Source organism: Sphingopyxis terrae subsp. terrae NBRC 15098 (genome assembly GCF_001598815.1).
In the GTDB taxonomy this organism is placed as follows: domain Bacteria; phylum Pseudomonadota; class Alphaproteobacteria; order Sphingomonadales; family Sphingomonadaceae; genus Sphingopyxis; species Sphingopyxis terrae.
Window position 1 is genome coordinate 1 of sequence record NZ_BCZQ01000017.1, and the last position, 25,687, is coordinate 25,687.

Annotated in this window: 13 protein-coding genes; 9 read left to right on the top strand and 4 right to left on the bottom strand. The window is 65.3% G+C overall.

Annotation, left to right across the window (positions count from 1 at the left end; genetic code table 11):
• Positions 1-291 precede the first annotated feature (291 nt).
• The 3 genes from STE01S_RS10675 to STE01S_RS10685 all read left to right on the top strand — a co-directional run bounded on the left by STE01S_RS10675 (position 292) and on the right by STE01S_RS10685 (position 11,417).
• Entirely contained in the window at positions 292-3,147 is a 2,856-nt protein-coding gene (locus tag STE01S_RS10675) for a TonB-dependent receptor plug domain-containing protein (RefSeq protein WP_162928253.1), read from the top strand.
• A gap of 150 nt (positions 3,148-3,297) precedes the next feature.
• Entirely contained in the window at positions 3,298-10,035 is a 6,738-nt protein-coding gene (locus STE01S_RS10680; protein WP_062767608.1) for a putative Ig domain-containing protein, read from the top strand.
• 107 nt (positions 10,036-10,142) lie between these two features.
• Positions 10,143-11,417: a tetratricopeptide repeat protein gene (locus tag STE01S_RS10685; protein ID WP_162928254.1), complete on the top strand. Its 1,275-nt coding sequence runs from the start codon at positions 10,143-10,145 to the stop codon at positions 11,415-11,417.
• A 51-nt stretch (positions 11,418-11,468) separates the two neighbouring features.
• Here the strand turns inward: STE01S_RS10685 and STE01S_RS10690 are convergent, their stop codons facing one another.
• Positions 11,469-12,053 (bottom strand): hypothetical protein, encoded by a 585-nt coding sequence (locus STE01S_RS10690; RefSeq protein ID WP_062767612.1) that lies wholly within the window; start codon positions 12,051-12,053, stop codon positions 11,469-11,471.
• A 169-nt stretch (positions 12,054-12,222) separates the two neighbouring features.
• Positions 12,223-13,485, bottom strand: a complete 1,263-nt coding sequence (locus STE01S_RS10695) for an SHOCT domain-containing protein (protein WP_218016985.1) — start codon at positions 13,483-13,485, stop codon at positions 12,223-12,225.
• On the opposite strand from STE01S_RS10695, the gene STE01S_RS10700 reads away from it, so the two are divergent.
• Positions 13,432-14,046 (top strand): hypothetical protein, encoded by a 615-nt coding sequence (locus STE01S_RS10700; RefSeq protein ID WP_162928255.1) that lies wholly within the window; start codon positions 13,432-13,434, stop codon positions 14,044-14,046. The genes STE01S_RS10695 and STE01S_RS10700 overlap by 54 nt on opposite strands.
• Positions 14,047-14,089: 43 nt before the next feature.
• Here the strand turns inward: STE01S_RS10700 and STE01S_RS10705 are convergent, their stop codons facing one another.
• A complete protein-coding gene (locus STE01S_RS10705; RefSeq protein WP_062767618.1) occupies positions 14,090-14,560 on the bottom strand; it encodes an Lrp/AsnC family transcriptional regulator in 471 nt (156 codons plus the stop codon).
• Between the two features lie 97 nt (positions 14,561-14,657).
• Here STE01S_RS10705 and putA point away from each other — a divergent pair, with 97 nt between their 5' ends.
• Positions 14,658-17,750 carry a bifunctional proline dehydrogenase/L-glutamate gamma-semialdehyde dehydrogenase PutA gene (putA, locus tag STE01S_RS10710; protein ID WP_255265927.1) on the top strand — a complete coding sequence of 1,031 codons (3,093 nt, stop codon included), beginning with the start codon at positions 14,658-14,660 and terminating at the stop codon, positions 17,748-17,750.
• 64 nt (positions 17,751-17,814) lie between these two features.
• Here the strand turns inward: putA and STE01S_RS10715 are convergent, their stop codons facing one another.
• Entirely contained in the window at positions 17,815-18,741 is a 927-nt protein-coding gene (locus tag STE01S_RS10715; protein ID WP_162928256.1) for a tetratricopeptide repeat protein, read from the bottom strand.
• A gap of 166 nt (positions 18,742-18,907) precedes the next feature.
• Between STE01S_RS10715 and gdhA the strand changes: the two genes are divergently transcribed.
• The 4 genes from gdhA to STE01S_RS10735 are packed head-to-tail and all read left to right on the top strand — an operon-like array spanning position 18,908 to position 25,686.
• The gene (gdhA, locus tag STE01S_RS10720; RefSeq protein WP_003046570.1) at positions 18,908-20,263 is read left to right on the top strand and encodes an NADP-specific glutamate dehydrogenase; all 1,356 of its coding nucleotides are present in this window, start codon (positions 18,908-18,910) and stop codon (positions 20,261-20,263) included.
• Between the two features lie 37 nt (positions 20,264-20,300).
• Complete coding sequence (locus STE01S_RS10725; RefSeq protein ID WP_062767622.1) at positions 20,301-21,740, top strand: multiheme c-type cytochrome; 1,440 nt, start codon at positions 20,301-20,303, stop codon at positions 21,738-21,740.
• 4 nt (positions 21,741-21,744) lie between these two features.
• A complete protein-coding gene (locus STE01S_RS10730; protein WP_058811035.1) occupies positions 21,745-23,724 on the top strand; it encodes a heme-binding protein in 1,980 nt (659 codons plus the stop codon).
• 3 nt (positions 23,725-23,727) lie between these two features.
• Positions 23,728-25,686, top strand: coding sequence for a hypothetical protein (locus STE01S_RS10735; RefSeq protein WP_255265928.1), 1,959 nt, complete (start codon positions 23,728-23,730; stop codon positions 25,684-25,686).
• Position 25,687 lies beyond the last annotated feature (1 nt).

A 25,687-nucleotide genomic window follows, 5' to 3' on the forward strand; every position in this document is an offset into this window, starting at 1 on the left:
CACCGATACATGCAGATCGAAGGCATGGCCGAACTCAACCAACCCATGATCGAGGAGGAAAATCAGCCCCTACACATCACCGCCAAAGCCGCCTGACGATGGCCCACGGCCACAGCCGAAATTACACCACCTTGACGGACGCGACCCCATCATCTATTGTCCTGCCGTTCGAGCCCATAAGGCCGAGCGGGATTTTGGCTGGCATGATCTGAAGTAAAAAGGGGAAAAAAATTGGCAAAATCGCGCATCATTCGCTTGAGGCTCGCGACGGCTCCGATCGCCGTTGCGGCTATGGCGCTGGCGCCTTCGGTTTCCGCGCAAGAGGCAGATGACGGAACCGATGTCGCTGCGACTGAACTGGTCGTTACAGGGTCGCGCATCGCACGTACCGACGAAGCCGCGAGCCCCGTTCCGCTCGCTGTCGTGGGCAGCGCGGACATTGCGCTCGATGGCGCGCCGAACATCTCTGACATCCTCAACGAAATGCCGCAAACGGCAATCGGGATTACCCGGACGAACACCAACTTCCTGACCTCGGGCACCGGCATCGCGACGGTCAATCTGCGCGATCTCGGCTCCAGCCGCACGCTGGTGCTCGTCAACGGCCGGCGCTTCATTTCGGGCTTTGCAGGCGACTCTGCAGTCGACCTCAACAATATCCCGACCGACTTCATTGACCGCGTCGAAATCGTCACCGGCGGTTCTTCGGCCGTTTATGGCTCGGATGCGATTGCGGGCGTTGTAAACTTCATCCTGAAGGACAAGTTCAACGGCGTCTCGGTACGCGGCCAATATGGCATCACCGAACATGGCGACAATGGGCGCTATCTCGCCAGCATCACCGCTGGCACAAGCTTCGGTGCCGAAGATCGCGGCAATATCCTGCTGAACTTTTCCTACGACAAGGACATGGGACTGCGCTCGCGTGACCGCGCGATTTCGGCGCAGGATTGTTCAGGAACGGTATGCGGTTTGGGGGCCTATTCCTCCTATGCGCCGCAGGGGCAGTTCCGCACGGTCAACGCGTCGGGGCAGGCGGTCAATATCCTGCCGGGCGGTCGCAACACTTTTTCGTTTAACCCCGACAATTCGGTTGCCTACCTCGCCGGCTTCGACACCGGCCAATATGGCTTCAACCGTAACGGCGAGCGCTATATTTCGGTTCCGCTCGAGCGTTATCTTGCGAGCGGGGTCGGCAATTTCGATCTCACCGACAATGTCACCGCCTTTGCCGAAGTCACCTATGCGAAGGTCAAGTCGCGTTCGCGCCTCGAACCCTTCGCGCTCGATATTCTGAGCGATGTCTATTATCGCGATATCGATCCCTATGGCATTCCGATCACCAACCCGTTCATCCCCGCGGCAGTTGCCGCGGCGATTGCTGCTGCCAATTCGGATGCCGATCCGACGAACGACGTCGATGCGATCAACGGCCGTCGTCGCCAGAACGATGTGTTCGATCGCTCGAACGTCGTCAGCCGCGACACCTGGCGCGTTGTCGCCGGTTTGAAGGGCGAACTGGGCCGTTTCAAATGGGACGCAAGCTATGTCTACGGGCACCTGCGGGACTATAATGCCAGCGAAGATATCGACAATAACCGCTACCGCAACGCGCTGAACGCGATCCGCGTCGGGCCGGGCAATGTCGTGGGCGTGGATATCGTTTGCGCCGACGCCGCGGCCCGGGCTGAGGGGTGCATTCCGCTGGACATCTTCGGTTACAACACCGCCGATCCCCGCGCCGCCAACTATGTGAAATCGGTTGTTCCGAAATCGGAGCTCATCACCAACAAGCAACAGGTGTGGTCGGCGAATATTTCGGGCCCGGTCTTTGCGCTGCCCGCCGGCGACGTCGGGTTGGCGCTCGGGGTCGAATATCGCAAGGAAAGTAGCGTCAGTGACCTCGACATCCTGACCAATACGGGCGGTAACTCGGGGAACGTCATCCCCGACACGCGCGGCGATTTCGACGTTCTCGAATTTTACGGCGAAGTGAATGTACCGCTGCTGTCGGGTAAGCCTTTCTTCGAATATCTCGGGCTGATCGGGGCGGCACGCCTGTCGGACTATTCGACGGTGGGTTCGACGTTCAGCTGGAATGCGGGTGCCGAATGGTCGCCGCTGCCCGGGCTGCGTTTCCGCGGCGTCTATGCCGAAGCGAACCGCGCGCCGAATATCAGCGAATTGTTCACCGCGCCGTCGGAAACCTTCGCGTCGGTCAGCGATCCTTGCGACGGGATCACGGCATCGACGGGGGGCGATTACGGGGCGGCCTGCCGCGCCATTCCGGCGGTGCAGGCGGCGATTACCGCCAACGGCATCTTCAAATATTCGCTCGCCGATCTTCAGGGTATCAACGGGTTTATCGGCGGCAACACCGCGCTGCGTGAGGAAACGGCCAAAACCTACACGCTCGGCATGGTCTATCAGCCCAGCTTCGTGCGGAACCTGCTGCTGACCGTCGACTATTATAATATCAAGGTCGAAGGCGCGATCAGCACGCTCGGGCGCTCCTACTCGATCAGCCAGTGCGTGTTGACCGGCCTGCCGATCTACTGCGACAATGTGACGCGCGATGCGACGACGGGGTTCGTTACCCGCGTCGACGGGCAGTTGCTAAACGTTGCGGGCCTTTGGTCGGAAGGCGTCGACGTCGGCGTCCGGTATAATATGCCGCTCGGCCTCAGCGCCGACGACAGCCTGGGGTTCAGCCTCAATTACACCTATCTGATCGCGTCGAAGCAACAGGGTGACCCGGCCGATGACGTGATCAACTATGCGGGTACGTTCGGCAATCCGCGGCACAACCTGACCTCGCGTCTGACGTATCGCACCGGCGGCTTCAGCATTAGCTGGCAGGCCAATTACCATGGTGGCGGCGACTATATTAAGGACTATTTCAACGCCAATCCCGCCGTTCAGGCGCTGAACAAGATCGACGGCTTCATGCTCCACAATGCCCAGCTTCGCTGGCAGCCGGGTGAAGACAAGAAGTTCGATTTCTATGTCGGCGTCGACAATATCTTCGACAAGAAGCCGCAATATATTCCCGGCTCGCCATTCGGTACGCCGACGGGGCTCGAAACATCGCCGGTGTTCGATCTCTACGGTCGCCGTTTCTATGCAGGTGCCGTGGTCAAATTCTGATCGTCGACGAGACGACGACCTGGGGGCGGAGAGCAATCTCCGTCCCCATTTTTGTTCGAGACGCCGAAACGTACCGGTGCATGGCCGCGCTGGCGCCCCGCTGGTCCGACGCCCAGAACCGCCGTTCCGAATGTACGGGGGATGGGGGCGATGGGATTTTTGACGCTGCGTCGGCTGTGGATGCGCTGGACGCTCCTGGTGATGATAACCGTCGGGGGCCTCGCATTCGGCGGAGCCGCTCAGGCGCAGCACACGTCGCCTTATTGTTCGCCGCGCACCGCAACCGTTGCGTCTGGCGGGGTGGTCGAGGTTGACCTCACATCTTGTGACAATACGCATATAGGTTTGGGAAACGGCGTCGCGGTGACGCGAAACGGGCCGTCCCACGGAACGGCGACGACATCGGAACGCTTTGTCCCGCCGAGCTCGACTGCATCGATCCTCACATACAGCCACAACGGCGATGCGGCGACGCAGGATGTATTCGACATTCAGGACAATGACGGATTCTGGATCCAGATCACCATCACCATCAGCGCGCCGACGTCGTCTATTGTCGTGACCCCCGCGTCGCTTCCTTCGCTGAACGCGGGGACCGCACTTAATCAGGCGCTGAGTGCAACGGGCGGCACCGCGCCCTATAGCTTTAGCGTGTCCGGCGGGACGCTGATCCCCGGCTTGAATCTGTCGTCCAGCGGCATACTCTCCGGCACGCCATCGCGCCGCGGAAATTATACGTTCAGTGTCACCGCGCAGGACTCGCTCGGCGCAACTGCGGTGAAGAGCTATAGCGGAACGATCGGCAATCCGTCGCTCTCGCTGGCAACGGGAACGGTAACGCTGGTTCAGGGCACGGCGGCATCAGCCCAGCTCGCGACCAATGGCGGGGTCGCGCCCTATATCTATGCCACCGAACCTCCCGGCACCCCCATGCCCTTCGGGCTCAGTCTTTCGACAGGCGGCCTTATTACCGGAACGCCTTCTTCGTCGGGAAGCGCGAGCGTCCAGTTGCGCGTCACCGACAGCAGCAGCGGGCCCGGCCAATATTTCGAGCTCGAAACACTGACGATCAATGTCGTGTCGGCACCCAGCGTTTCGATCGCGGTCTCGCCGGCCTCGGTCAGCGAGGACGGCGCGACCAACCTGACCTATACCGTCACCCGCAGTGCGAACCTGTCGTCGCCGACAACGGTCAATATCACGACCGGCGGCACCGCAACCGCTGGCGTCGATTATACGGGCAATGTAGCCAGCGTGACGATTCCAGCGGGGTCGACGACGGCCAGCATCACGATCAACCCGACCACCGACAGCATCATCGAGCCAGACGAGACGGTTACGCTGAGCGTGGCCGCCGGCACCGGCTATACGGTCGGCGCGCCGTCGAGCGCCACGGGTACGATCCTCAACGACGATGTTCCGACCGCGATGATCGCCGTGTCGCCGGCTGCAGTGGCCGAGGATGGTGCGCCGAATCTCGTCTACACCGTAACGCTCTCCCAGGCGCCGTCGTCGAGCGTGTCGATCAATTATACGGTCGGCGGAACGGCCACTAACGGCACCGACTATGCGACCCTCGCGTCGCCGCTCGTCATCGCGGCGGGCAGCACATCGGGAACCGTCACGGTCAATCCGACGGCCGATGCGACCATCGAAGCCGACGAAACGGCCATCCTGTCGCTCGCCGCCGGCACCGGCTATGTCGTCGGTGCGCCGAACAGCGCGACGGGCATGATCCTCAACGACGATCTTCCGTCGCTGAGCATCAATGATGTGACCGCGGCCGAAGGAAACAGTGGCACAACCAATTTTACGTTTACGGTCAGCCTGTCGGCGCCAGCGGGACCGGGTGGCGTCTCCTTCGATATCGCGACCGCCAACGGCACTGCCGCCGCGGGGAGCGACTATGTCGCTCGCAGCCTGACCGGCCAGACGATCCCGGCGGGAACGAGCAGCGCAAGCTTCACCGTCACGGTCAACGGCGACACTCTGAACGAAGCGAGCGAGACATTCTTCGCGAACGTCACCAATGTAGTGAATGCGGTCGTCATCGACGGGCAGGGGGTCGGCACAATCACCAACGACGATCCGCTGCCGGCGATTTCCACGTCCGATGTGTCGATCGTGGAAGGGAACAGCGGTTCGTCCAATGCCATCGTCACGGTCACGCTCGACACGGCAAGCGGCCAGACGGTGACGGTAAACTACGCCACGGCAAATGGTTCGGCGACGCAGCCATCGGATTACGGCGCGGTGTCGGGAACGCTGACCTTCACGCCGGGGCAGACCAGCCGGACGATCGCGATTTCCGTCGTCGGCGACACCGTTCCCGAAACAAACGAGGCCTTCTCGCTCGGCCTGTTCGGCGCCGTCAACGCGACGATCGCCATACCGACGGCGTTCATCGCCATCACCAACGACGATGTTCCGGTTACGCTGTCACCCGGCGCCCTTACCGGAGGACAGGTCGCGGCCCCGTACAGCCAGACGGTCTCGGCGACCGGGGGCACCGGACCCTATGGCTTTTCGGTGACGGCGGGCGCGCTGCCATCGGGGCTGACGCTGGCGCCTGGCGGCCTGTTGTCAGGAACGCCGACCGCAGGCGGCACCTTCAACTTCACGGTCACCGCGACCGACAGCAGCGCGGCACCGGGGCCATTTTCGGGTTCGACGCCTTACAGCCTGTCGATCGCGCCGCCGACCATCGTCCTGCCGGCGACCCCGCTGGCGGCGGGGCAGGTCGGTACAGCCTACAGCGCTACGATCACCGCGGCGAGCGGCGGCACCGCGCCCTATAGCTATGCGGTGACCGGCGGCAGCCTGCCCGGCGGGGTGACGCTCGACCCCGCAACTGGCTCGCTTTCGGGAACCCCCACCGCGGCGGGCAGCTTCAGCTTCCGGATTACCGCCACCGACAGTTCGACGGGCAGCGGCCCCTATTCGGCATTCAATGATTTTGCGATCGACATCGCGGTGGCGCCCCCCGTCGCCAATGCCGTTTCGGCGACGATCGGCTATGGCAGCGGCTCCACAGGCGTCACGCTCAGCCTTTCGGGCGGCGCGGCGACGAGCGTCGCGATCGTTACCCCGCCGTCACACGGCACCGCGACGGCGTCCGGAACCACGATCTCTTACCAGCCCGTTGCGGGCTATGCAGGCCCCGACAGCTTTACCTACAGCGCCGCGAACGCCAGTGGCACCTCGGCGCCGGCGACCGTCAGTCTGACTATCGCCGACCCGGCGATCGGCGTCGCCGCCACCGGACCGCTCGCAGCGACCGTCGGCACGGCCTACAGCCAGACGTTCAGCTTCAGCGGCGGCGCGCAGCCGTTCGGCAGCTATCAGGTGAACAATCTGCCCGCGGGCGTCGCAATCACGGGTTCGGATGCGAGCAGCGTGACGATCGCGGGCACCCCGACCCAATCGGGCAGCTTCAGCCTCACGGTATCCGCCATCGACAGTTCGACGGGCAATGGCCCTTTCACCACCAGCCAGCCCTTCGTGCTGACGGTTGATGCGCCGACGCTGTCGCTCGCGCCCGGCGCGGGAACGCTCCCGGCGCCTTATGGCGCGGCCTTCTCGCAAGCCTTTGCAGCAAGCGGCGGGGTTGGCCCGTTCAGCTATTCGGTCATCGGGACGCTCCCCGCCGGACTGGCGTTCGGCGGCAATATGCTGACCGGCACGCCCAGTGCGCCGGGCGTCTATCCGATCACGGTAACGGCAACCGACACCGGATCGACCGGTCCGGGGGCACCGTTTGCCGTATCGGCGAACTACAGCCTGTCGGTGCCCGCTCCGACGATCGCCATCGGACCGGCGGCGCTTGCCGGCGCGACGGTCGCCGCCAGCTACAGCCAGACGCTCACAGCGTCGGGTGGGGTCGGCGGTTATGCCTATGCGGTGACCGCCGGCGCCTTGCCGACGGGGCTGACGCTATCGGGCGGCGGGGGGCTTTCCGGGACGCCGACCGTCGGCGGCAGCTTCGGTTTCACCATCACCGCAACCGACGCGAACGGTCAGTCGGGCGCGCAGGCCTATACGTTGGTCGTCGCCGCTCCGGCGCTGACATTGCCCGCGACCAGCCTGCCGCAGGGCCAGGTGGGGGCCGCCTACAGCGCGACGATCCTTGCGGCGACCGGCGGCACCGCGCCCTACAGCTATGCCGTTACCGGCGGTGCGCTACCGGCGGGCGTTACGTTTTCGCCAACGGGGCAGCTTACGGGCACGCCTAGCGCCTTCGGAAGCTTTTCCTTCACCGTCACGGCGACCGACAGTTCGGGCGGAACCGGGCCCTATTCGACGTCGCAGGCCTATACACTGACGATCGTCGAACAGACGCCCGTCACCGGAGCAGTGTCGGCGACCGTTGCCTATGGCAGCGTCGATACGGCCATCGCCCTCGCTATCAGCGGAGGGACGCCGGCAAGCGTCGCGATCACGAACGCTCCGTCGCACGGCACGGCGAGCGTGTCGGGGACGGCGATCCGCTACACGCCCGCGGCGGGATATGCCGGACCCGACAGCTTTGCCTATACGGCCAGCAATGCTGGGGGCACTTCGGCGCCCGCAACTGCGACGATCCAGGTTTCGGCGCCGACGATTTCCATCGCCGCCGACGGGTCGCTGGCGGCCATTGTCGGAACGCACTTTGACCGGCGCTTCCTTTTTTCCGGCGGCGCCCAGCCTTTCTCGGCCTATCAGGTCACCGGGCTGCCCGCCGGTTTGACCGTTTCGACAAGCGATGCCGGCAGCGTCGGCATATCGGGAACGCCGACTCAGGCGGGCAGCTTCGTCCTGACCGTTTCGGGCACCGATGCCTCGACGGGAACAGGCCCATTTACCAGGTCGCAGGCATTCACGCTGACGGTGGCGGGGCCGACGCTCGCCCTCGCGCCGCCGTCGGCAAGCTTTGCCGCCGCCTATGCTGCTCCCATCAGTCAACAGATCAGCGCGACCGGCGGCGTCGGTCCCTACAGCTATGCGGTCAGCGGGAACCTGCCCGCCGGCGTCGCGATCGATCCGGCGACGGGCGTGATCGCGGGGACGCCGACGGCGGTTGGCAGCTTCGCCTTTTCGGTGACGGCGAGAGATGACGGCGCCACCGGTCCCGGCGCGCCCTTCACCGCGCAGGGAAGCTACAGCCTGACCGTGGCGGCGCCGACGATCCTCGTGACGCCTGCGGCACTCCCCCCGGCCACCGCGGGGGCGCCCTACTCGGCGCTTCTGTCGGCGTCTGGCGGGGTCGGGCCTTATTCCTATGCGCTCGCGAGCGGAACGCTTCCCGCCGGAATCGCGCTCGCGGGCGACGGGACATTCAGTGGAACGCCCACCGCATCGGGCGATTTCGCGATCGGCGTAACCGTGACCGACGCCAATGGGCAGACGAGTGTGGCCGCGCTGACGCTGACCGTTGCCAACGCGGCATTGACGATCACGCCCGCGTCGTTGCCCAGCGCGGTGCAGGGGATCGCCTACAGTCAGCAACTGACCGCGGCGGGCGGTGTCGCGCCCTACAGCTTCGCAGTGTCGGCGGGCAGCCTGCCCGTGGGAATCACCATAAGTCCGGCGGGGCTGATCAGCGGTACGCCGACCGGCTCGGGCAACGCCAGCTTCACCATTCTGGTCACCGACAGCACCGGCGGAACGGCGTCGACCGTTTCGGTGAGCTATGTGCTCGCCGTGACCGCACGGCCCAATCCGGCGAACGATCCCGAGGTGCGCGGTCTGGTGCAGGCGCAGGTCGCCTCGGCGCGGCGCTTCGCCGACGTTCAGGTGGGCAATTTTTCCCGCCGGCTCGAAGGGCTCCGCCATGGCGGAGGCGGCGGATTCCGCAACGGGCTGCGGATCAGCGCGTCCGATCCCTGCCTCGACACGCTGACGGCCTGGACCAACAGCCTGTGTGCGAGCGGTGATCCGGCCGGCGGAGGGCGGGCCATCCCCGGCCGGACAGGGCAGCCGCCGCTTGGTGCCGGCGCAGGCTTCGGGGCGGGGACCGGGACGGCGGCGGATGCGGACGACGGGCAAAACGCGTCGGCGTCGAGCGGCCCGATCGACGCACCGCTCGCGATCTGGGCGGGCGGCGCGATCCGCTATGGCGATCGCGACCCCTCGACCGGGCGGCCGTCGGAGCGCTTCGAATCCGAAGGCATCACGCTCGGCGCCGACTATCGTTTCGGTCCGGATTTCGCGATCGGCATCGGCGTCGGGATCGGCCGCGATACGACCGATGTCGGGCGCAACGGGTCGCAAAGCCGGGGTGAGGCCAAGACGATTGCGCTCTACGGCAGCCATCTGCTCGGCGGCGGCTTCTTCATTGACTGGCTCGGCGGCTATCAGTGGCTGGATTTCGACCTGCGTCGCTACGTCACCGCGACGAGCGCGCTGGTCAATTCGTCGCGCAAGGGGCGGCAGTGGTTCGGCGCGATCTCGGCCGGCGCCGATATCGAGACGGGCGATCTGCGCGTCACTCCCTATGTGCGCATCGACGCGCAGCGCGGCCGGCTCAATGGTTATGTGGAAAGCAGCGGCTCGCTGTTCGACCTGCGCTTCCTCGATCAGAATGTGGCGTTCACCTCGCTCGGCCTCGGCGCGCGGCTTGATTATCGCATCGCGGTCGAGAACGGCTATTTCCTGCCGCGCGTACGCGTCGAATATCAGCGCGACGTCGAACGGCAGGGCGACGCGCTGGTCGCCTATTTCGATCAGACCGGCGGACCGTTCAACGCCGTTCCGCTCGCGGGCTACGCGCGCAGTCGGCTGCTGCTCGGCCTCGGCCTCGAAATGGCGATCGGCGAGCGGACGTCGTTCGACGTCGAATATAATAATCGCCAGGCGACCGGAGCAGGCTCCGATCAAGGGGTGACCGTCAATCTCAAACAGGCCTTCTAGGCACGGGACGGATCGTCGGCCCCGACGATGAACTGGTACGTCGACGCCTTTGTCGCAGCGAAAGCCGTGGCTTATCCAGCGGGGCAAGCTGCAGGGAAAGGTCCTCGATGATTGCGCGACTGGCGATGGGGCTCGCCCTGCTGTTTCTTCTTCCCTCCGGGCGGGCGCTCGCCGAGCGTCCGCCCGTTCCCGTTACCGTCCCCTCCGAAATCGGCGGCTACGACTATGATCGCGGGCGTGATGCGCTGATTGCGGGCGAGACGGTGATCGCGCTGGCTGCGTTCGATCGCTCCTGCGCCATGGGAAATATGAAGAGCTGTTATAATGCGGGGCTGCTGAACGAAGACTTGTTCAAAACTGATGCTGACAAGACGCGCCGGACGACGGCTCTCGCCAGCTTCGACCGGGCGTGCGAAGGCGGCTTTCAGCGCGGTTGCGTCGCCGCTGCTGGCTATTACCGGTCAGCTCTGTCGGGGGTGCAGGATCTTCCGCGTGCGCTCGTCCTGTTGCGGCGGGCCTGCGAAGCCTGGGAAGCGGACGGGTGCGGCGATCTGGCCGAAATGCTGCATCAGGGCGAGGGTACGGCGAAGGACTTCGAAGCGGCCCGGCGCTTCTTTATCCTCGGCTGCGAGCGGGGCGGCCGCGCGCTCAATTGTTTCAATGCTGGCCTGATGGCGCTGAACGGCACGGGCGGTCCACCTGACCGGCTTGCGGGTTTCGACTATTATCACCGTGCGTGCCGACTCGGTTCGGCGAAGGCGTGCAGCAACCTCGCGCTTGAATATGTGCAGAACGACTGGAATCCGGAAGATTTCGCGATCGGCAAGGGCCTGTTCAAAATGGCGTGCGACAAGGGCGAGATGATTGCGTGCAAGAATCTGGGCTATCTTGTCGAGCGTGCCGATCCGGGGGCTGCGGGAAAGAAACAAGCGGCGCGCCTCTATCGCCAAGCCTGCGACGGTGGCGAGGGAGAGGGATGTCGTTCGCTCGGCATTTTAGCCGGTGACGGAATCAGGGCGGCGGGACGCAAGCGCGACGCCCTCGGCCTCTATGTTCGGGGATGCAATCTTGGCAGCGGGCGCTCCTGCTACAATGTCGGCCTTATGTACCTGATCGGCTATCGCGCGCCGACGCAGCTGCATACAGGGCTCGGTTGGTTTGCGGCAGGCTGCAAGATTGGCGATGCGTCGAGCTGCGGCGGTGCGGCGCTGGCGGCACTGTGGCTGGGCGAGCGCGATGCCGCTGGCGGCGCTGACCAGGCCGCGCGATGGGTGCTTTATGGCCGCAATCTCGATCCGGCCAGTCCTCTTCTGGATAGTGTGTCCGATTATCTTGCCAAACGCACGGCCGAACCCCCGACCTTACAGCCCGACCGCGGTTGAGCAATCGCCCTGCCTGTCGGGGGCCATGCTAGCCCCAAAATCGCACAGACATCACATCGAGCATCGGACATAGGCGCGTCTGGGTTTGCCTACTTCCTCGACGATCAGGCGACCGCTGGCTTCCGAAAAGCGGAAATGGACAAAGTGGACGGCCTTGCTTCCGGGTCGAACAAGACTGGCGAGCATGTCGCGCGCATCGGCATAATCTGCGGCACGCGGCGGCGCATCATCGCCGCGATCATGCGACGTGCCGGTATCGACGTAAACCGTCCGGACGGTGAGCGCCTCTCCCGCGATAATTGCAAGATCGGGCTTCAATCCCATGCGGTTCTTGTAGGATTGGCCCACGCAGTTGCCCGAACGGGTCGCCCAGTCGCCCAGAAAGTGCGGCAGGATGGCCGAAGGCGCAATCGGGGCATAGACCGCCCGGTCGGTGCCCGTGGCGGGCTGGACGATCTCGCCGATGCCGTCCCGCGCATCGGGCTTTGCGCTGGCGGACAAAGGCATGGCGACACAGAGCAGAATTGCCGACAGGCCGATCCCTGCCAGCGCGCCTCGCGACAGCCCTTCAAAGCATTCCCGCGTAGCCGGACCGGCTTGGGCGTCGCCTTCAGCCCGCGTGACCCTGCCCGCCATATATTTCCTCCGCGCTTCGAATGTCGGACCAATCAATGTTCCTGTTTCCCCCACCGGCGAAGCGCTGCGATGTACCGGTTCCCTTCGGTCCATCGGGCTTTCGCGCGCGCCGGAGCCTCCGGAGGTGCAAATTTCCATCGATACCCGGCCATACTGCCAGGCCCGGCGATCAGCAGGTCGGGATCGCGCTTTTGCTCTCCTCGCCGTCAGCGGCTGGCAAGCTGACATAGTGCGTGCCTTTGCGGACGAAATTCTGGGTGATGAGCCGGCTGCCGGCGAAGCGGACATCGAACGAGCGATTGCGCACGACGTTGACGATCGTGCCATCATAGCTCTGGCCGCCCTCTTCGGCGGCACCGCTGCTGTCATAATGGGAATCGAAGGTCACGAGAGACCTCGGGCCGGTCGGGGTCAATTCGGTCAGCGTCTTGGCGTCGCAGACATAGCCCTGCCAAACACCGCCCGCGGTGGATTCGATGACGAGTCCATCGAGGATGTCGCGCCGGATTTTCCACTGCGGCGGATTGCCCATTATGCTGCCCGTCACGGCGTCAGGCCATCGACCGGTTTCTGCGAATTTGGCACCGGGCATTTCGCGCAGATAGAAGATGCCGAGCGTCCCGAGGCCCGCAGGATAAGGCTCGCCGTTCCCTTCGACAATCAGGACGGGGCCGAATGAAGCCCAGACGAGTTTGCCCTTCGCATAGGTATAGACAGCGTCTTCGGTCACGCGCATTTCCCGCTCGCCGAGTCCGAAGACGGCATCAAACGCCAGATCCATCTGCTTCTCTTCCGGCAGGCTGCGAATGGCCGACGGAGCAGGCTTGGCCGTCGGTGGCGACTGGGTGGCCGACGCTTTGCGAGCGACCCCCGGCGCCGCATCCGCCATGGCCACGGACGATGTCGCGCCGCCCCGATGCGCCAGCGCCCATCCACTCCCGCCCAGCAGCGTCAGTCCCGCGAGTGCCGCAAACGGCCATCGTCGGTTGCCGGGCGCCCTCTCTCTGCCACCGTCGACCGGCATGGCCTTGTCTTCCGGGTCTTCCGGCGAGCTTGCTGTCGTTGCTGTCGCTTCATGCCATTGCAGAAGCCGCGCCTTTTCCCGGTCGAACTCCTCCGCGCTGAGCGCCCCGGCTTCGCGCAGCCGCGTCAATCGTTCAAGGCGGCTCAGATGATCGTCGGTAGCCATGGTCCCTCGCGCTGATAATCTCAAGGGCGTCAGCCTACTCCAGCATCCCCGAAGGCGAGAGGAGGCAATCGCGTACCGGTACATCCCGCGCGTTCGCGCGCTATCATCGGCGGGGTAATGTCGACGAAATTGACGGGAGTTCTGATCTTGCGACCCAAGTCTGTTACGAATGCGCTCACCTTGTGCATCATGGCAGTGATCACATTGGCGGCCTGCGATGGCGCAAATGGCGCCGATACGCATCCGACGAAACAGGGAACGGAGGCGCCCGCGCAGTATATGCCGGGCGCTGCGGCACCGACATCACTCGACGAGCAAGATCGCAACGCGCTGGAGATGGCCGAGCGCGCCTGTGCTAATCGCGACTTTCAGCAGCTTTTCACGGCCATTGCGATATCACCGGCCGTCCGGCGCAAATATAGCGCGCCCACCATCACGTCTGCCGTGCTGGACCCTCAGGGCAGGGTAATTTCGTCGCGCGACGTGCCCGCGAATTCCTACGAGGATTTTCCGGTCCGGCAGGTCGACTTCTATTACAAGCCCGCCAAGCCCCGGTCCCCCGGGGATGAGGACGAGTATCTCGATATCCAGTTCAACCAGAGCCAGAGTGACGATTTCTCGGTCGATTGGGCGCGCGTCCACTATGATGGCCAATCGGAAGGCGGTGAGGATCTGGGGAATATCATCGGCCCTGAGGGCAAACCGCTCCCGCCCGGGACACATCCCGATTCGGATGGGCAATTGCTGTTCCGGCCCATCGGAAATTGCTGGCAGTTGCAGGAGGACATCCGTTGGCTTCGATAGCGCAGCGGTTTGAGCTTCAGCGGCTCCAACAACATTCGGCGGCTCAGCGGGCCGATTCGCAGATCGTTTCCATCGCGACGAAGGTCGAGGTGCTCGCGACGTGTGGCAGGCTGGAGATTTTCTCGCCCAACACGATGCGATAGCGGCGGATATCGGGGGTGCGCACCTTCAGGAGATAATCGAAGCTGCTCGCGATCATGTGGCATTCCTCGACTTCGGGAATCTGCCGCACCGCGTCGTTGAAGCGGCGTAGCGCCTCCTCGCGCGTGTCGGACAGCTTGACCTCGGTAAAGGCGACATGGTCGAGCCCCAGCTTCGCGGGGTCGACGATCGCGCGAAAGCCGGTGATCAGCCCGCTGTCGACCAGCCGCTTGACGCGCTGCTGGCACGGCGTCTTCGACAGGCCGACGCGCTGCGCCAGTTCGGTGTAGGTCATCCGCCCGTCGCGGCCCAATATCGCGATGATCTTGCGATCGAACTCGTCCAGATCGACCAAGATTTTCGTATTTGCCATGCGGATTGCCTAATATGACGCCGATAATAGGTCAAAAGATAATCGTTCGAGCGCGATTGAAGGCGGATTGCCTTTTCGCCGCATGCTATCATGCGCCATGACCCAGCCGACCGACCGCGCCGCCATCCGCGCCCTCGCCCGCCGCTCCGAAGCCGACATCGTCGCCGATCTGCGGACCCAGCTTGCCCGCTCGCCCGCCACCCTCGACGCGGTGACGCGGCGCGGACTCGCGCTCATCCGCAAGGCGAAGGCCGAGGGCGAGCGCGAGACGCTCGTCGCGCAGCTCATGAACCGCTACCGCCTGTCGACCGAGGAAGGCGTCGTGCTGATGTGCCTTGCCGAAGCGCTGCTGCGCGTCCCCGACAGCGCGACCGCCAATGCGCTGATCCGCGACAAGATCGCCGGACGCCATTGGCGCGAGGGTGAGGATGAGGATAGCCCGCTGGTCGTCGCGCTGTCGGCGCGCGGCCTGTCGCTGGGCTCGGCGACGCTAATGCTGGGCGCGATGGGCAGCAAGGCGAACCCGCTCACCCTGCTCAAGTCGATGATCCGCCGCTCGGGCGAGCCGGTGATCCGTCAGGCGGCGCTCGCGGCGATGAAACTGCTCGGCCAGCAGTTTGTGATGGGCGAAACGATCGACGCAGCGGTACGGCGCGCCGACAAGGATAAGGGCGAACTCGCGAGTTTCGACATGCTCGGCGAAGCCGCGCGCACCGCAGAGGATGCGCGGCGCTATTATGACAGCTACGCCGCGGCGATCGCGCGCATAGGCCGCGATGCGAAGCCGGGCGACCCGTTTGCCAACCACGGCATTTCGATCAAGCTGTCGGCGCTTCACCCGCGTTACGAATATCTGCAGGCCGACCGCGTTCGCGAAGAATTGATCCCCGATGTCATCGCGCTCGCCCGCGCCGCACGCGGCGTCAACATTCCGCTGATGATCGACGCCGAGGAAAGCGACCGGCTCGAACCACACCTCGACGTTTATGGCGCGCTGATCGACGCGGGGCTCGCCGACGGCTGGACCGGGCTCGGCATCGTGATCCAGGCCTATCAGAAGCGCGCGAGCGAGGCGATCCGCTGGGTTGCCGCCAAGGCGCGCGCGCGGGGCGTCATGCTGTCGATGCGGCTGGTCAAGGGCGCCTATTGGGATACCGAGATCAAGCGTGCGCAGACGATGGGGCTGGGCGATTTTCCGGTCTTCACTGCAAAAAATCACACCGACCTCAACTATATGGCGTGCGCGCAGATATTGCGCGAGCATCAGGATTGCATCTTCCCGGCCTTTGCGACGCACAATGCGATGACGCTGGCCTTTATCGCCGAGCTGTTCGACGGCGCCGATTACGAACTGCAGCGGCTGCACGGCATGGGCGAAGGCGCGCATGATGCGATCGTTGCGCTGTCGCCGCCGCCGCGCCCGGTGCGCGTCTATGCGCCCGTGGGCACCCACCGCGACCTGCTCGCTTATCTGGTCCGCCGCCTGCTCGAAAATGGCGCGAACAGCAGCTTCGTGCACCAGTTTTCGGACCCCGACGTGACCGCCGAAGAGCTGGCGGTCGACCCGCGCAGCATCGCCAGCGTGCCGTCGAAAATCCCGACCGGGCTCCAGCTTTTCGATCCCGTCCGGCGCAATTCGCGCGGCTACGACCTTGGCGAACCCGGCGTGCCCGAGGCGCTGGCGGCCGCGATTGCCGGGGCGCGGGACATCGGGCGCATCGCGGCGCCGATCGTCGGCGGCACGGCAGCGGCGGGCACCGCCGAAGCGGTGCGCAATCCGGCGACCGGCGCGGTCGTCGGTCATGTGATCGAGGCCGATGCCGATATGGTCGATGCCGCCGTCGCCGCCGCGCGCGCGGCGCAGGGCGACTGGAGCCTTGCCGGTGGCTCCTTCCGTGCCGAACGGCTCGAACGCGCGGCCGATCTGCTCGAGGAACGCGATGCTCTCTTTCTCGGGCTGGCGATCGACGAGGCGGGCAAGACGCTCGTCGATGCGGTGGCCGAAGTGCGCGAGGCGGTCGACTTCCTGCGCTATTATGCCGCCCAGGCGCGCGCCGATTTCACCTACCCCATCGCGCTGCCCGGCCCGACCGGCGAACGCAACGAACTGATCCTCGAAGGCAAGGGCGTCTTCGTTGCCATCAGCCCGTGGAATTTCCCGCTCGCGATCTTTCTGGGGCAGGTGTCGGCGGCGCTCGCCGCTGGTAACGCCGTGCTGGCGAAGCCCGCTGAACAGACGCCGCTGATCGCGCATGCCGCGATAGAACTGCTGCTCGAGGCGGGGGTGCCCGCCGATGTGTTGGCGTTTCTCCCCGGTCGCGGCGAAACGGTGGGCGCGGCGCTGACCGGTCATGACGATATCATCGGCGTTGCCTTCACCGGATCGACCGAGGTTGCGCGCGCGATCAACCGCAGCCTTGCGGGGCGCGACGGTCCGATCGCGACGCTGATCGCCGAAACCGGCGGTGCCAACGCGATGATCGTCGATTCGACCGCACTTCCCGAACAGGTGGCGCGCGATGCCGTCGCCAGCGCGTTCCAGTCGGCGGGTCAGCGCTGTTCGGCGCTTCGCCTGCTTTGCGTGCAGGAAGATGTCGCCGAAACCATGATCGACATGGTCGCGGGCGCGATGGCCGAACTCAATATCGGCGACCCCGCTATTCTCGCGACCGATGTCGGTCCGATCATCGATGCCGAGGCGCAAGCGAACATCGCGGCTTATATCGCCGAAGCGCGCGCCGCGGGCCGGGTGATTGCACAGGCGGCGCGCACCGATTGGCCGGCGGGCGGTACCTTCGTGCCGCCGACGATGATCCGCCTCGACCATGTCACCGACCTCAAGCGCGAGATTTTCGGCCCGGTGCTGCATGTCGCGACGTGGAAGGGCGGCGAGCTCGACGCGCTGATCGACGCGATCAACGCTTCGGGCTATGGCCTGACATTGGGCGTCCACACCCGCATCGACGGCGTCGCGGCGCATGTCGCGGCGCGCGCGGCGGTCGGCAATGTCTATGTCAACCGCAACCAGATCGGCGCGATCGTCGGATCGCAGCCCTTCGGCGGCCGCGGCCTGTCGGGCACGGGGCCGAAGGCCGGCGGTCCGCATTATCTGCACCGCTTCGCCGAGGAAAAATCGATCTCGACCGACATCACCGCAGCGGGCGGCAATGCAGCGCTGATGGCGGGGTAATTCCTGCCTCTTTTGTTATTGGCGTATCCCCGCGAAGGCGGGGGAGTACAGGTTGTTCCGACGCCTAAGCCCCCGGCACCCCGAGCATCCGTGCCTGCGCGTTCAGCCGCTGTGCCGCCCCCGGATTGGCGGCGAGGGCGTCCTTCAGCGCCTGCGCCGCTTTTGCGGTTTCGCCGAGCGTCATGCGGCTGCGCATCAGCATGATCCAGCGGTCGACGTCCGCCGGATTCGCTTTCAACTTGGCCTCCAGCCCGTCGACCATCCCCGCGATCATCGCGTCCTGCTGCCCCTTGGGAAGCTGCGAGGCGGCTTCCATGTCGGCGCGGCTGGGGCCGGGGATCGCCCGCGCGGCGACCGGCATCTCGTCGGCCTTGAGCGCGCGCGGCTGCGTTGCGGCGAGGCGCGCGGCGACGTCGATCTTGTTGATCGCGCCGACCTGTTCGATCGTGCGGCGCAGGTCGGCCTCCCACGGCGCGCCCTGCGGCGTGTCGGCGAGCAGCGCGAACCATTCGTCGATCGCCCCCTTGTGATCGCCGGCGATATCCTTCTTCACCGCCATGAAATAGCGCGCGCGCGGATCCTTGGGATTGAGCGCGATCGCCTTGTCAAAGGCTTCGGCCGCGGCGGCTGGCATCGGATCGCGCGGACTCGCCATCACGCGCGCCTCGCCAAGCGCCGACCATAGCCCGGCCGACTCGGGCGCGATCGCGACCGATTTTTCATAAGCTGCGGCGGCGCCGGGATAATCGCCGAGGTCGAAACGCGCGGCGCCGAGCGCCATCCATGCGTCGGCGCTCTGCGGTTCGCGCCGCGTCCGTTCCTCGATTGCGGCAAGCTGGGCATCGGGTGACGCTGCGGCCGTCGGCGCGGGCGCCGCGGCATTATTGGCGGAATCGCGCCAGATCGCATAGCCGATCGCGCCGGCTAGCAGGAGGAAGGCGGCGATCAGGATCGCACGGTTCGTCGTCGACATACCCTTGGTTTCGCTCATTCCATCCCCCGAATATCCGCCGCGGCGAAATCGCGCGCGACGGTGCCGCGCCATATTGCCTTTGGCGGGCAAAGGTGTAGCCTCTGTCGGGCGAGGTCGGTCAACGATAAAATCGTAAAACAGGGGGTCGCACCGGTTTTCCCAAGTCTTTGCGTGGGAGGGGTGCATGGCGGTAGCGGATCACGTCGATTTTCCGACGTTCATGGAAGGTGTGAAGCGGCGCAACCCGGGGCAGCCCGAGTTCGTCCAGGCGGTGCAGGAAGTCGCCGAGGATATTTTCGACTTCATCGCCGACAAGGAAGAATATCACGCGCAGCAGATATTGCGGCGCATTGCCGAACCCGACCGGGTCGTGTCCTTCCGCGTCTGCTGGGAGGACGACAACGGCAATATCCGCGTCCAGCGCGGCTGGCGCGTTCAGAACAACAATGCCATCGGCCCCTATAAAGGGGGCATCCGCTTTCACCCGAGCGTGACCGAAAGCGTCCTCAAATTCCTGGCGTTCGAACAGACGTTCAAGAATGCGCTCACCGGCCTGCCGATGGGCGGCGGCAAGGGCGGATCGAATTTCAACCCGAAGGGCAAGAGCGTGCGCGAGATCATGCGCTTCTGCCAGAGCTTCATGACCGAGCTCTATCGCCACATCGGCGCCGACGTCGACGTGCCGGCGGGCGACATCGGCGTCGGCGGGCGCGAAATCGGCTTCATGTTCGGCCAGTACAAGCGCATTACCAACGAATTTACCGGGGTGCTCACCGGCAAGGGCCTCGAATGGGGCGGCTCGCTGATCCGAACCGAGGCGACGGGCTATGGCGCCGTCTATTTCCTCGCGAACATGCTCGCGGCGAAGGGACAGGATCTCGTCGGCAAGAGCGCGGTGATTTCGGGATCGGGCAATGTCGCGACGCACGCGGCGGAAAAGATCGTGCAGTTGGGCGGCAAGGTGCTCACCCTGTCCGATTCGGGCGGCTTCATCCACGATCCCGACGGCATCACCCAGGAAAAGATCGACTGGGTAAAGGCGCATAAGACGCACCGGCGCGGCCGGATCGAGGATTATTGCGCCGAGTTCAAGAGCGCCACCTTTACCGCTGGCAAAACGCCGTGGGCGGTGCCGTGCGACGTCGCGCTGCCGTGCGCGACGCAGAACGAGCTGAATGGCGATGACGCGAAGATGCTGGTGGCAAACGGCTGCATCGCGGTGAGCGAGGGCGCGAACATGCCGACCGACCTTGCCGGTGTTCATGTCTTCAAGGACGCAAAGATCATGTTCGCGCCCGGCAAGGCGGCCAACGCCGGCGGGGTTGCGGTTTCGGGCCTCGAAATGAGCCAGAACAGCGGCCGGCGCAGCTGGAGCGAAGCCGAGCTGCAACAGATGCTCAAGGATATCATGGCGGGCATCCACGAACGCTGCCTGACCTATGGCGATCAGGGCGGCGGCTATATCGATTATGTGAAGGGCGCGAACATAGCCGGCTTCAAGAAAGTCGCCGACGCGATGCTGGCGTTCGGGGTCGTTTAGGGTAAAAGGCCCTCAGGGCAAAAGGGGACTCGTGGGAATGACGACGCACGCTGGCATCGGGCGCGGCGATCGGTCGTGGGCGGCGGTGGCGGCACTGGCTCTGCTGCTTGCCATGCTTGCGATCGCCGCGACGCTTTCGGCGCCTCCGGCGCGCTCGCAGGGCGAAAGCGGCGGGCGTTTCCTGGGTGTTGCGTCCTGCGCGGGATCGACCTGCCACGGCCGGATGGAGGGCGACGGCGTCGTTGTCCGTCAGGACGAGTTGATGCGCTGGCAGGAACCCTCGACCCCCGGCGGCGCGCATAGCCGCGCCTGGGCGGTGCTCAACACCAGCCGCAGCCAGTTCATTGCCCGCAACCTTGGCATCGGCGATCCGGCGCGCGCGTCGATGTGCCTCGGGTGCCACAGCGATGCGGCGACGAGCCGCGGTACCGCGCCGATCGAGGACGGGGTCACCTGCGAATCCTGCCACGGTCCTGCAGGGGGCTGGATCGCGAGCCATTATGCCGGGGTCGGCGACAACCCCAGCCCCGACGGCGAAATGCGCGAGAAGCATCTCGCCAATTTGCGCGCCGGCTTGCGCCGGCTCGAGGATCCGGTGGTGCGCGCGGGCGTCTGCGTCGACTGCCATTTCGGAGCCGCGGGCGAGGGGCAGTTCGTCACCCACCGCATCATGGCGGCGGGGCATCCGCGCATTTCGTTCGAGCTCGACCTCTTCTCCTCGCTCCAGGCGCATCATCAGGAAGATGCCGATTATGGCTGGCGCAAGTTCGGCGCGGCGGGCGCGCGCACCGACCATGTGCAGATGTGGGCGGTGGGGCAAGCGACCGCGCTCGAACGCAGCCTCGCGCTGTTTCAGTCGAAACGCGGGACCGAGGGGATGTTCCCCGAATTTTATTTCCTCGACTGCCACAGTTGCCACCGCCGGATCTACGATCAGGCGAAGCCGGTGAAGACCAGCGTCGACAATCCGGCGCGGCCGGGCATTCCCGAAGGCATGCCGCCCTATAATGACGAAAATCTGATCATGCTCTCGGCCGCCGCGCGCATGGCCTCGCCCGCGCTTGCCGAACAGCTCGGCGCGCGCAGCGCCGCCTTCCACCGCGCGATCGCGACCGACCGGCCGGCGGCTGTTCGCGCCGCCGCCGATCTGGCGCAGACGGTCGCGGCGCTCAAAAGCGCCTTCGCGGCGCGCGCCTTTTCGGGCACCGACGCCTTTGCGATGGTCGATGCGATTGCGGGCAAGGCAGTAAACGACCGCTTCACCGACTATGCGGGGTCGTCGCAGGCGGTGATGGGGGTCGACACGCTGCTCAACGCCATGGTTTCGTCGGGGCGGATCACCATCGGCGCTGCGGCGGGAATCCGCGCCGACATCGACCGTGCCTATGCCTCGGTCAAGGATCCCAACGCCTATAAGCCCAGCGACTTCCAAGCCTCCTTCGGCAGCGCGGTGCGCGCGATTCAGGCGCTGCGGTAAGCCGATGCGGACCCGATCGCGCCTCTTTCGCACCGCCGCCCTTGTCGCCGGCCCGGCACTGCTCCTCGCCTCGTGCGGCGGCGGAGGCGGCGGCACGCCGACCCCCTCGCCGACTCCCACGCCGACGCCGACTCCCACCCCGACCGGCGGCCTCTATACCCCGCCGGCGAGCCAGTCGCTCAGCGTCGCCGACGTCCAGACCGTACTCGCCGGCGCGATTGCCGAGGCGCAGGCGCGCGGCCTGCCGTCGGTAATCGCGGTGACCGACCGCGTCGGCAATGTTCTCGGCGTCTTCCGCATGAACGGCGCGCGCGCCACCGCGACGACCTCGGCGGCGCCCAACGGCGACAATATCGACGCGCAGAACGTCACCTTCCCTGCAGAAGCGGGCGCGATCGCGAAGGCGATCACCGGCGCCTATCTGTCGAGCGGCGGCAATGCCTTTTCGACGCGTACCGCGAGCCAGATCGTCCAGGAGCATTTCCCGCCCGCGCCGACGACTGCGGGGCTGGAAAGCGGGCCGCTGTTCGGGGTGCAGTTCAGCCAGCTTCCGTGCAGCGATCTTGCCGCGCGCTTCGGCGCCATGGGCGGCGGCGCGCTGATCGGGCCGAAGCGCTCGCCGCTCGGCCTCGCGGCCGATCCGGGCGGTCTGCCGCTTTACAAAAATGGCGTGCTCGTCGGCGGCATCGGGGTGATGGGCGACGGCGTCTATGGCAGCGATCCCAACATCCTCGACATCGACAATGATGCCGAGGAGTTCATCGCGCTCGCCGGGACGCGCGGGTTCGAGGCGCCGGCGGCGATCACCGCCGACAAGATCACCGTCGACGGGACGACGCTGCGCTTTTCGGACGCCACCTATGGCGGCTTGCAGACGAGCGGCGGCGCGAGCTTCGCCAGTCTGAACGGCACGGCCGGCAATCTGGTCGCGGTCATCGGCTATGCCGCCGCGGCGATCGTCGCGGGCACCGCCTATGGCAGCGAAGCGTCGGGAATCCGCGCCTCGACCGCAGCCGAATTTTCCAACCGCGATGCCTTTGTCCTGACCAATGGCAGCGGCACCAACCGCTTCCCGATCCGTGCCGGCACCGATGCATCGACCAACAGCGCGCCGCTGACCCAGGCCGAGGTGCGCGCCGTGCTCGAAGATGCCTTTGCGGTGATGAGCCGCGCGCGCGCGCAGATTCGCCGCCCGCTCGACAGCCGGGCGCAGGTGACGATCAGCCTCGTCGATACGCATGGCGCCGTGCTCGGCATCGTGCGCGCGCCCGACGCGCCGATTTTCGGCACCGACGTGTCGCTGCAGAAGGCGCGCACCGCGGCCTTTTTCTCTGGCGCCAACGCCGGGACGGAGCTCAGCGCGAACGCCAGCGCCGATGTGCAGCATTTCGTCCCCGCGGTGCGCAGCTTCCTGAACGATCCGAGCGCGCTGACCGGCACCTTTGCCTTTGCCGACCGGTCGGGGGGCAATCTGTCGCGCCCCTATTTCCCCGACGGCGAGGTCGGGCGGCCCAATGGCCCGCTGTCGCGCCCGATCGCGCAGTTCAATCCCTTTTCGACCGGGCTGCAATCCGCCCTCGTCATCGGCAATATCGGCGTGCACCTCGGCTTCGTGTCGGGCGCCAGCGCGACCGACACGCCGCAACGCTGCACGACCTTGCCCGACGTCGCGGCGGGGCAGAATCGCCTGCAGAACGGTATCCAGATTTTCCCGGGTTCGGTGCCCATCTATCGCGGGACGCAGCTTGTCGGCGCGATCGGCGTGTCGGGCGACGGCATCGACCAGGACGATATGATCAGCTTCCTCGGGACGCATAACGGCGGCGCGCGCGTCGGCACGATCGGTAACGCCCCGATCGACAAGCGTGCCGACAATATCGTCGTCACGCTGTCCGATGGAAAGACGGTGCGTCTGCGCTACATCAGCTGCCCCTTTGCGCCTTTCCTCGACACCAGCCAGCAGAATGTCTGCCAGGGGCTATAGGCGATGAGCGCGCTTGGAAGCAGCCTGCTGCCGATCATCGCGACGCTCGCGGCGCAGGGCGCGCCTGCGGCGGGTCAGGCGCTGCCGCCACCCCCGCCGCCGCCCGAACCGCCCGCGACCGATGGCGCCGCGCCGGACGCGGCGCCGGCTGCGATCCCGGCACCCGACGGCGAAGCGCTGATCCCGCCGCCGCCGCCGGTCGACTGGAAGGATGTACTGAAGGACGATCTGGTCACCCAGATTATCGAAGGCCGCCGCCGCCCCGGCTACACGCCCGATCTGCCCGACCAGATGCGGCAGGACAATGTCGGCGCGCTGCGTCCGCCGCCGCCGCAGGCCTTTCCGGGGATCGAGGATCAACTGCCGGTGCCCGACCGCTGGCGCCTCATCGAATCGCTCGGCGTGGTCAAGGAACGCTGGTTCGATCCCTATCATCAGAACACGCTGAAGGGCGACCGGCCGATCGACCGGTCGAAGGTGCCGTGGCTGCCGATCAGGGGCGACGACTGGTTTTTCGTCGCCAGTGCGGTGTCGGATACGGTGTTCGAACCGCGCACCTTTCCGATTCCGGTCGGCGTCCAGACCACCGAGCGGCCGGGCAGCCTCGACGTGTTCGGCAAGAACCGCAGCTTCGTGCTGTCGCAGACGCTGATCGCGGGCGCCGCGCTCATCAAGGGATCGACCGCCTTCAAGCCGCCCGACGTCGAATATCGCGTCACGCTGGCTTATAATTTCAACTATGTCGACGTGCCCGAACGGCGCGTGCTCGACGTGCGCCCGTCGCAGCCGAGCCATCGTTACGACAATTTCCTGGGGGTACAGGAATTGTTCGTCGACAAGCATCTGGGCAACGACAGCGACCGTTACGACTTTCATTCGATCCGCATCGGCATCCAGCCGTTCCAGAGCGATTTTCGCGGTTTCCTGTTCAACGACAGCCAACTTGGCATCCGCCTGTTCGGCAACCGCGACAATAACCGCTTTCAATATAATGTCGCGGCCTTCTGGCGGCTCGAAAAGGACACCAACAGCGGGCTCAACGACATCACCCAAAGCCCGCGCGACGATTTCATCTTCACCGCGAACCTCTATCGTCAGGACTTCCCCTTCGTCGGGCTGACGAGCCAGGTCAGCGTAACCTACAATCGAAACCGCGAAAAGAACGACATCCAGATCGACCACAACGGCTTTCCGGTGCGCCCGGCGCTTCTCGGCGATCTGCGCGGCCGCGAATATGACGTGACCTACCTCGGCTACAGCGCCGACGGGCGCATCGGACGGATCAATCTGACCGCCAGCTTCTATGCGGCGCTGGGCGAGGACCGGAACAGCTTCTTCACCAGCAAGCCGGCAAAGATCCGCGCGGGCTTCGGCGCCGCCGAACTCAGCTACGATCACGACTGGATGCGCTTTCGCCTGTCGGGCCTCTACGCCACCGGCGACAGCGATCCCTATAACGATGTCGAGGGCGGCTTCGACGCGATTTTCGAAAATCCGATCTTCGGCGGCGCCGACACCAGCTACTGGATTCGTCAGACGATTCCCTTTGCGGGCGGCGGGCGCGTCATTTCGATCAATGGCCGCAACGGCATCCTCAATTCTCTGCGCTCGTCGAAAGAAGAGGGGCAGTCGAATTTCAACAACCCCGGCACCGTATTCGTCGGCGCCGGCGCCGATTTCGACCTGTCACCCGAAACGCGCGTCAGCGTGAACGCCAATCATCTGTGGTTCGACAATACCGCGGGTTTGCAGGTGCTGCGCAGCGAAGGGTCGATCCCCAAGGATATCGGCTGGGATCTGTCGGTGGCAGGCATCTGGCGGCCCAAGGCGACGCAGAATATCGTCGGCCGCCTCAGCGCCGCGGTGCTGCTGCCCGGTGACGGGTTCAAGGATCTGTTCGAGAATCGCGAGCGCGACCGGGCTTATGTCTCGGTCCTCGCCAATCTGATCGTGAGTTTCTAGA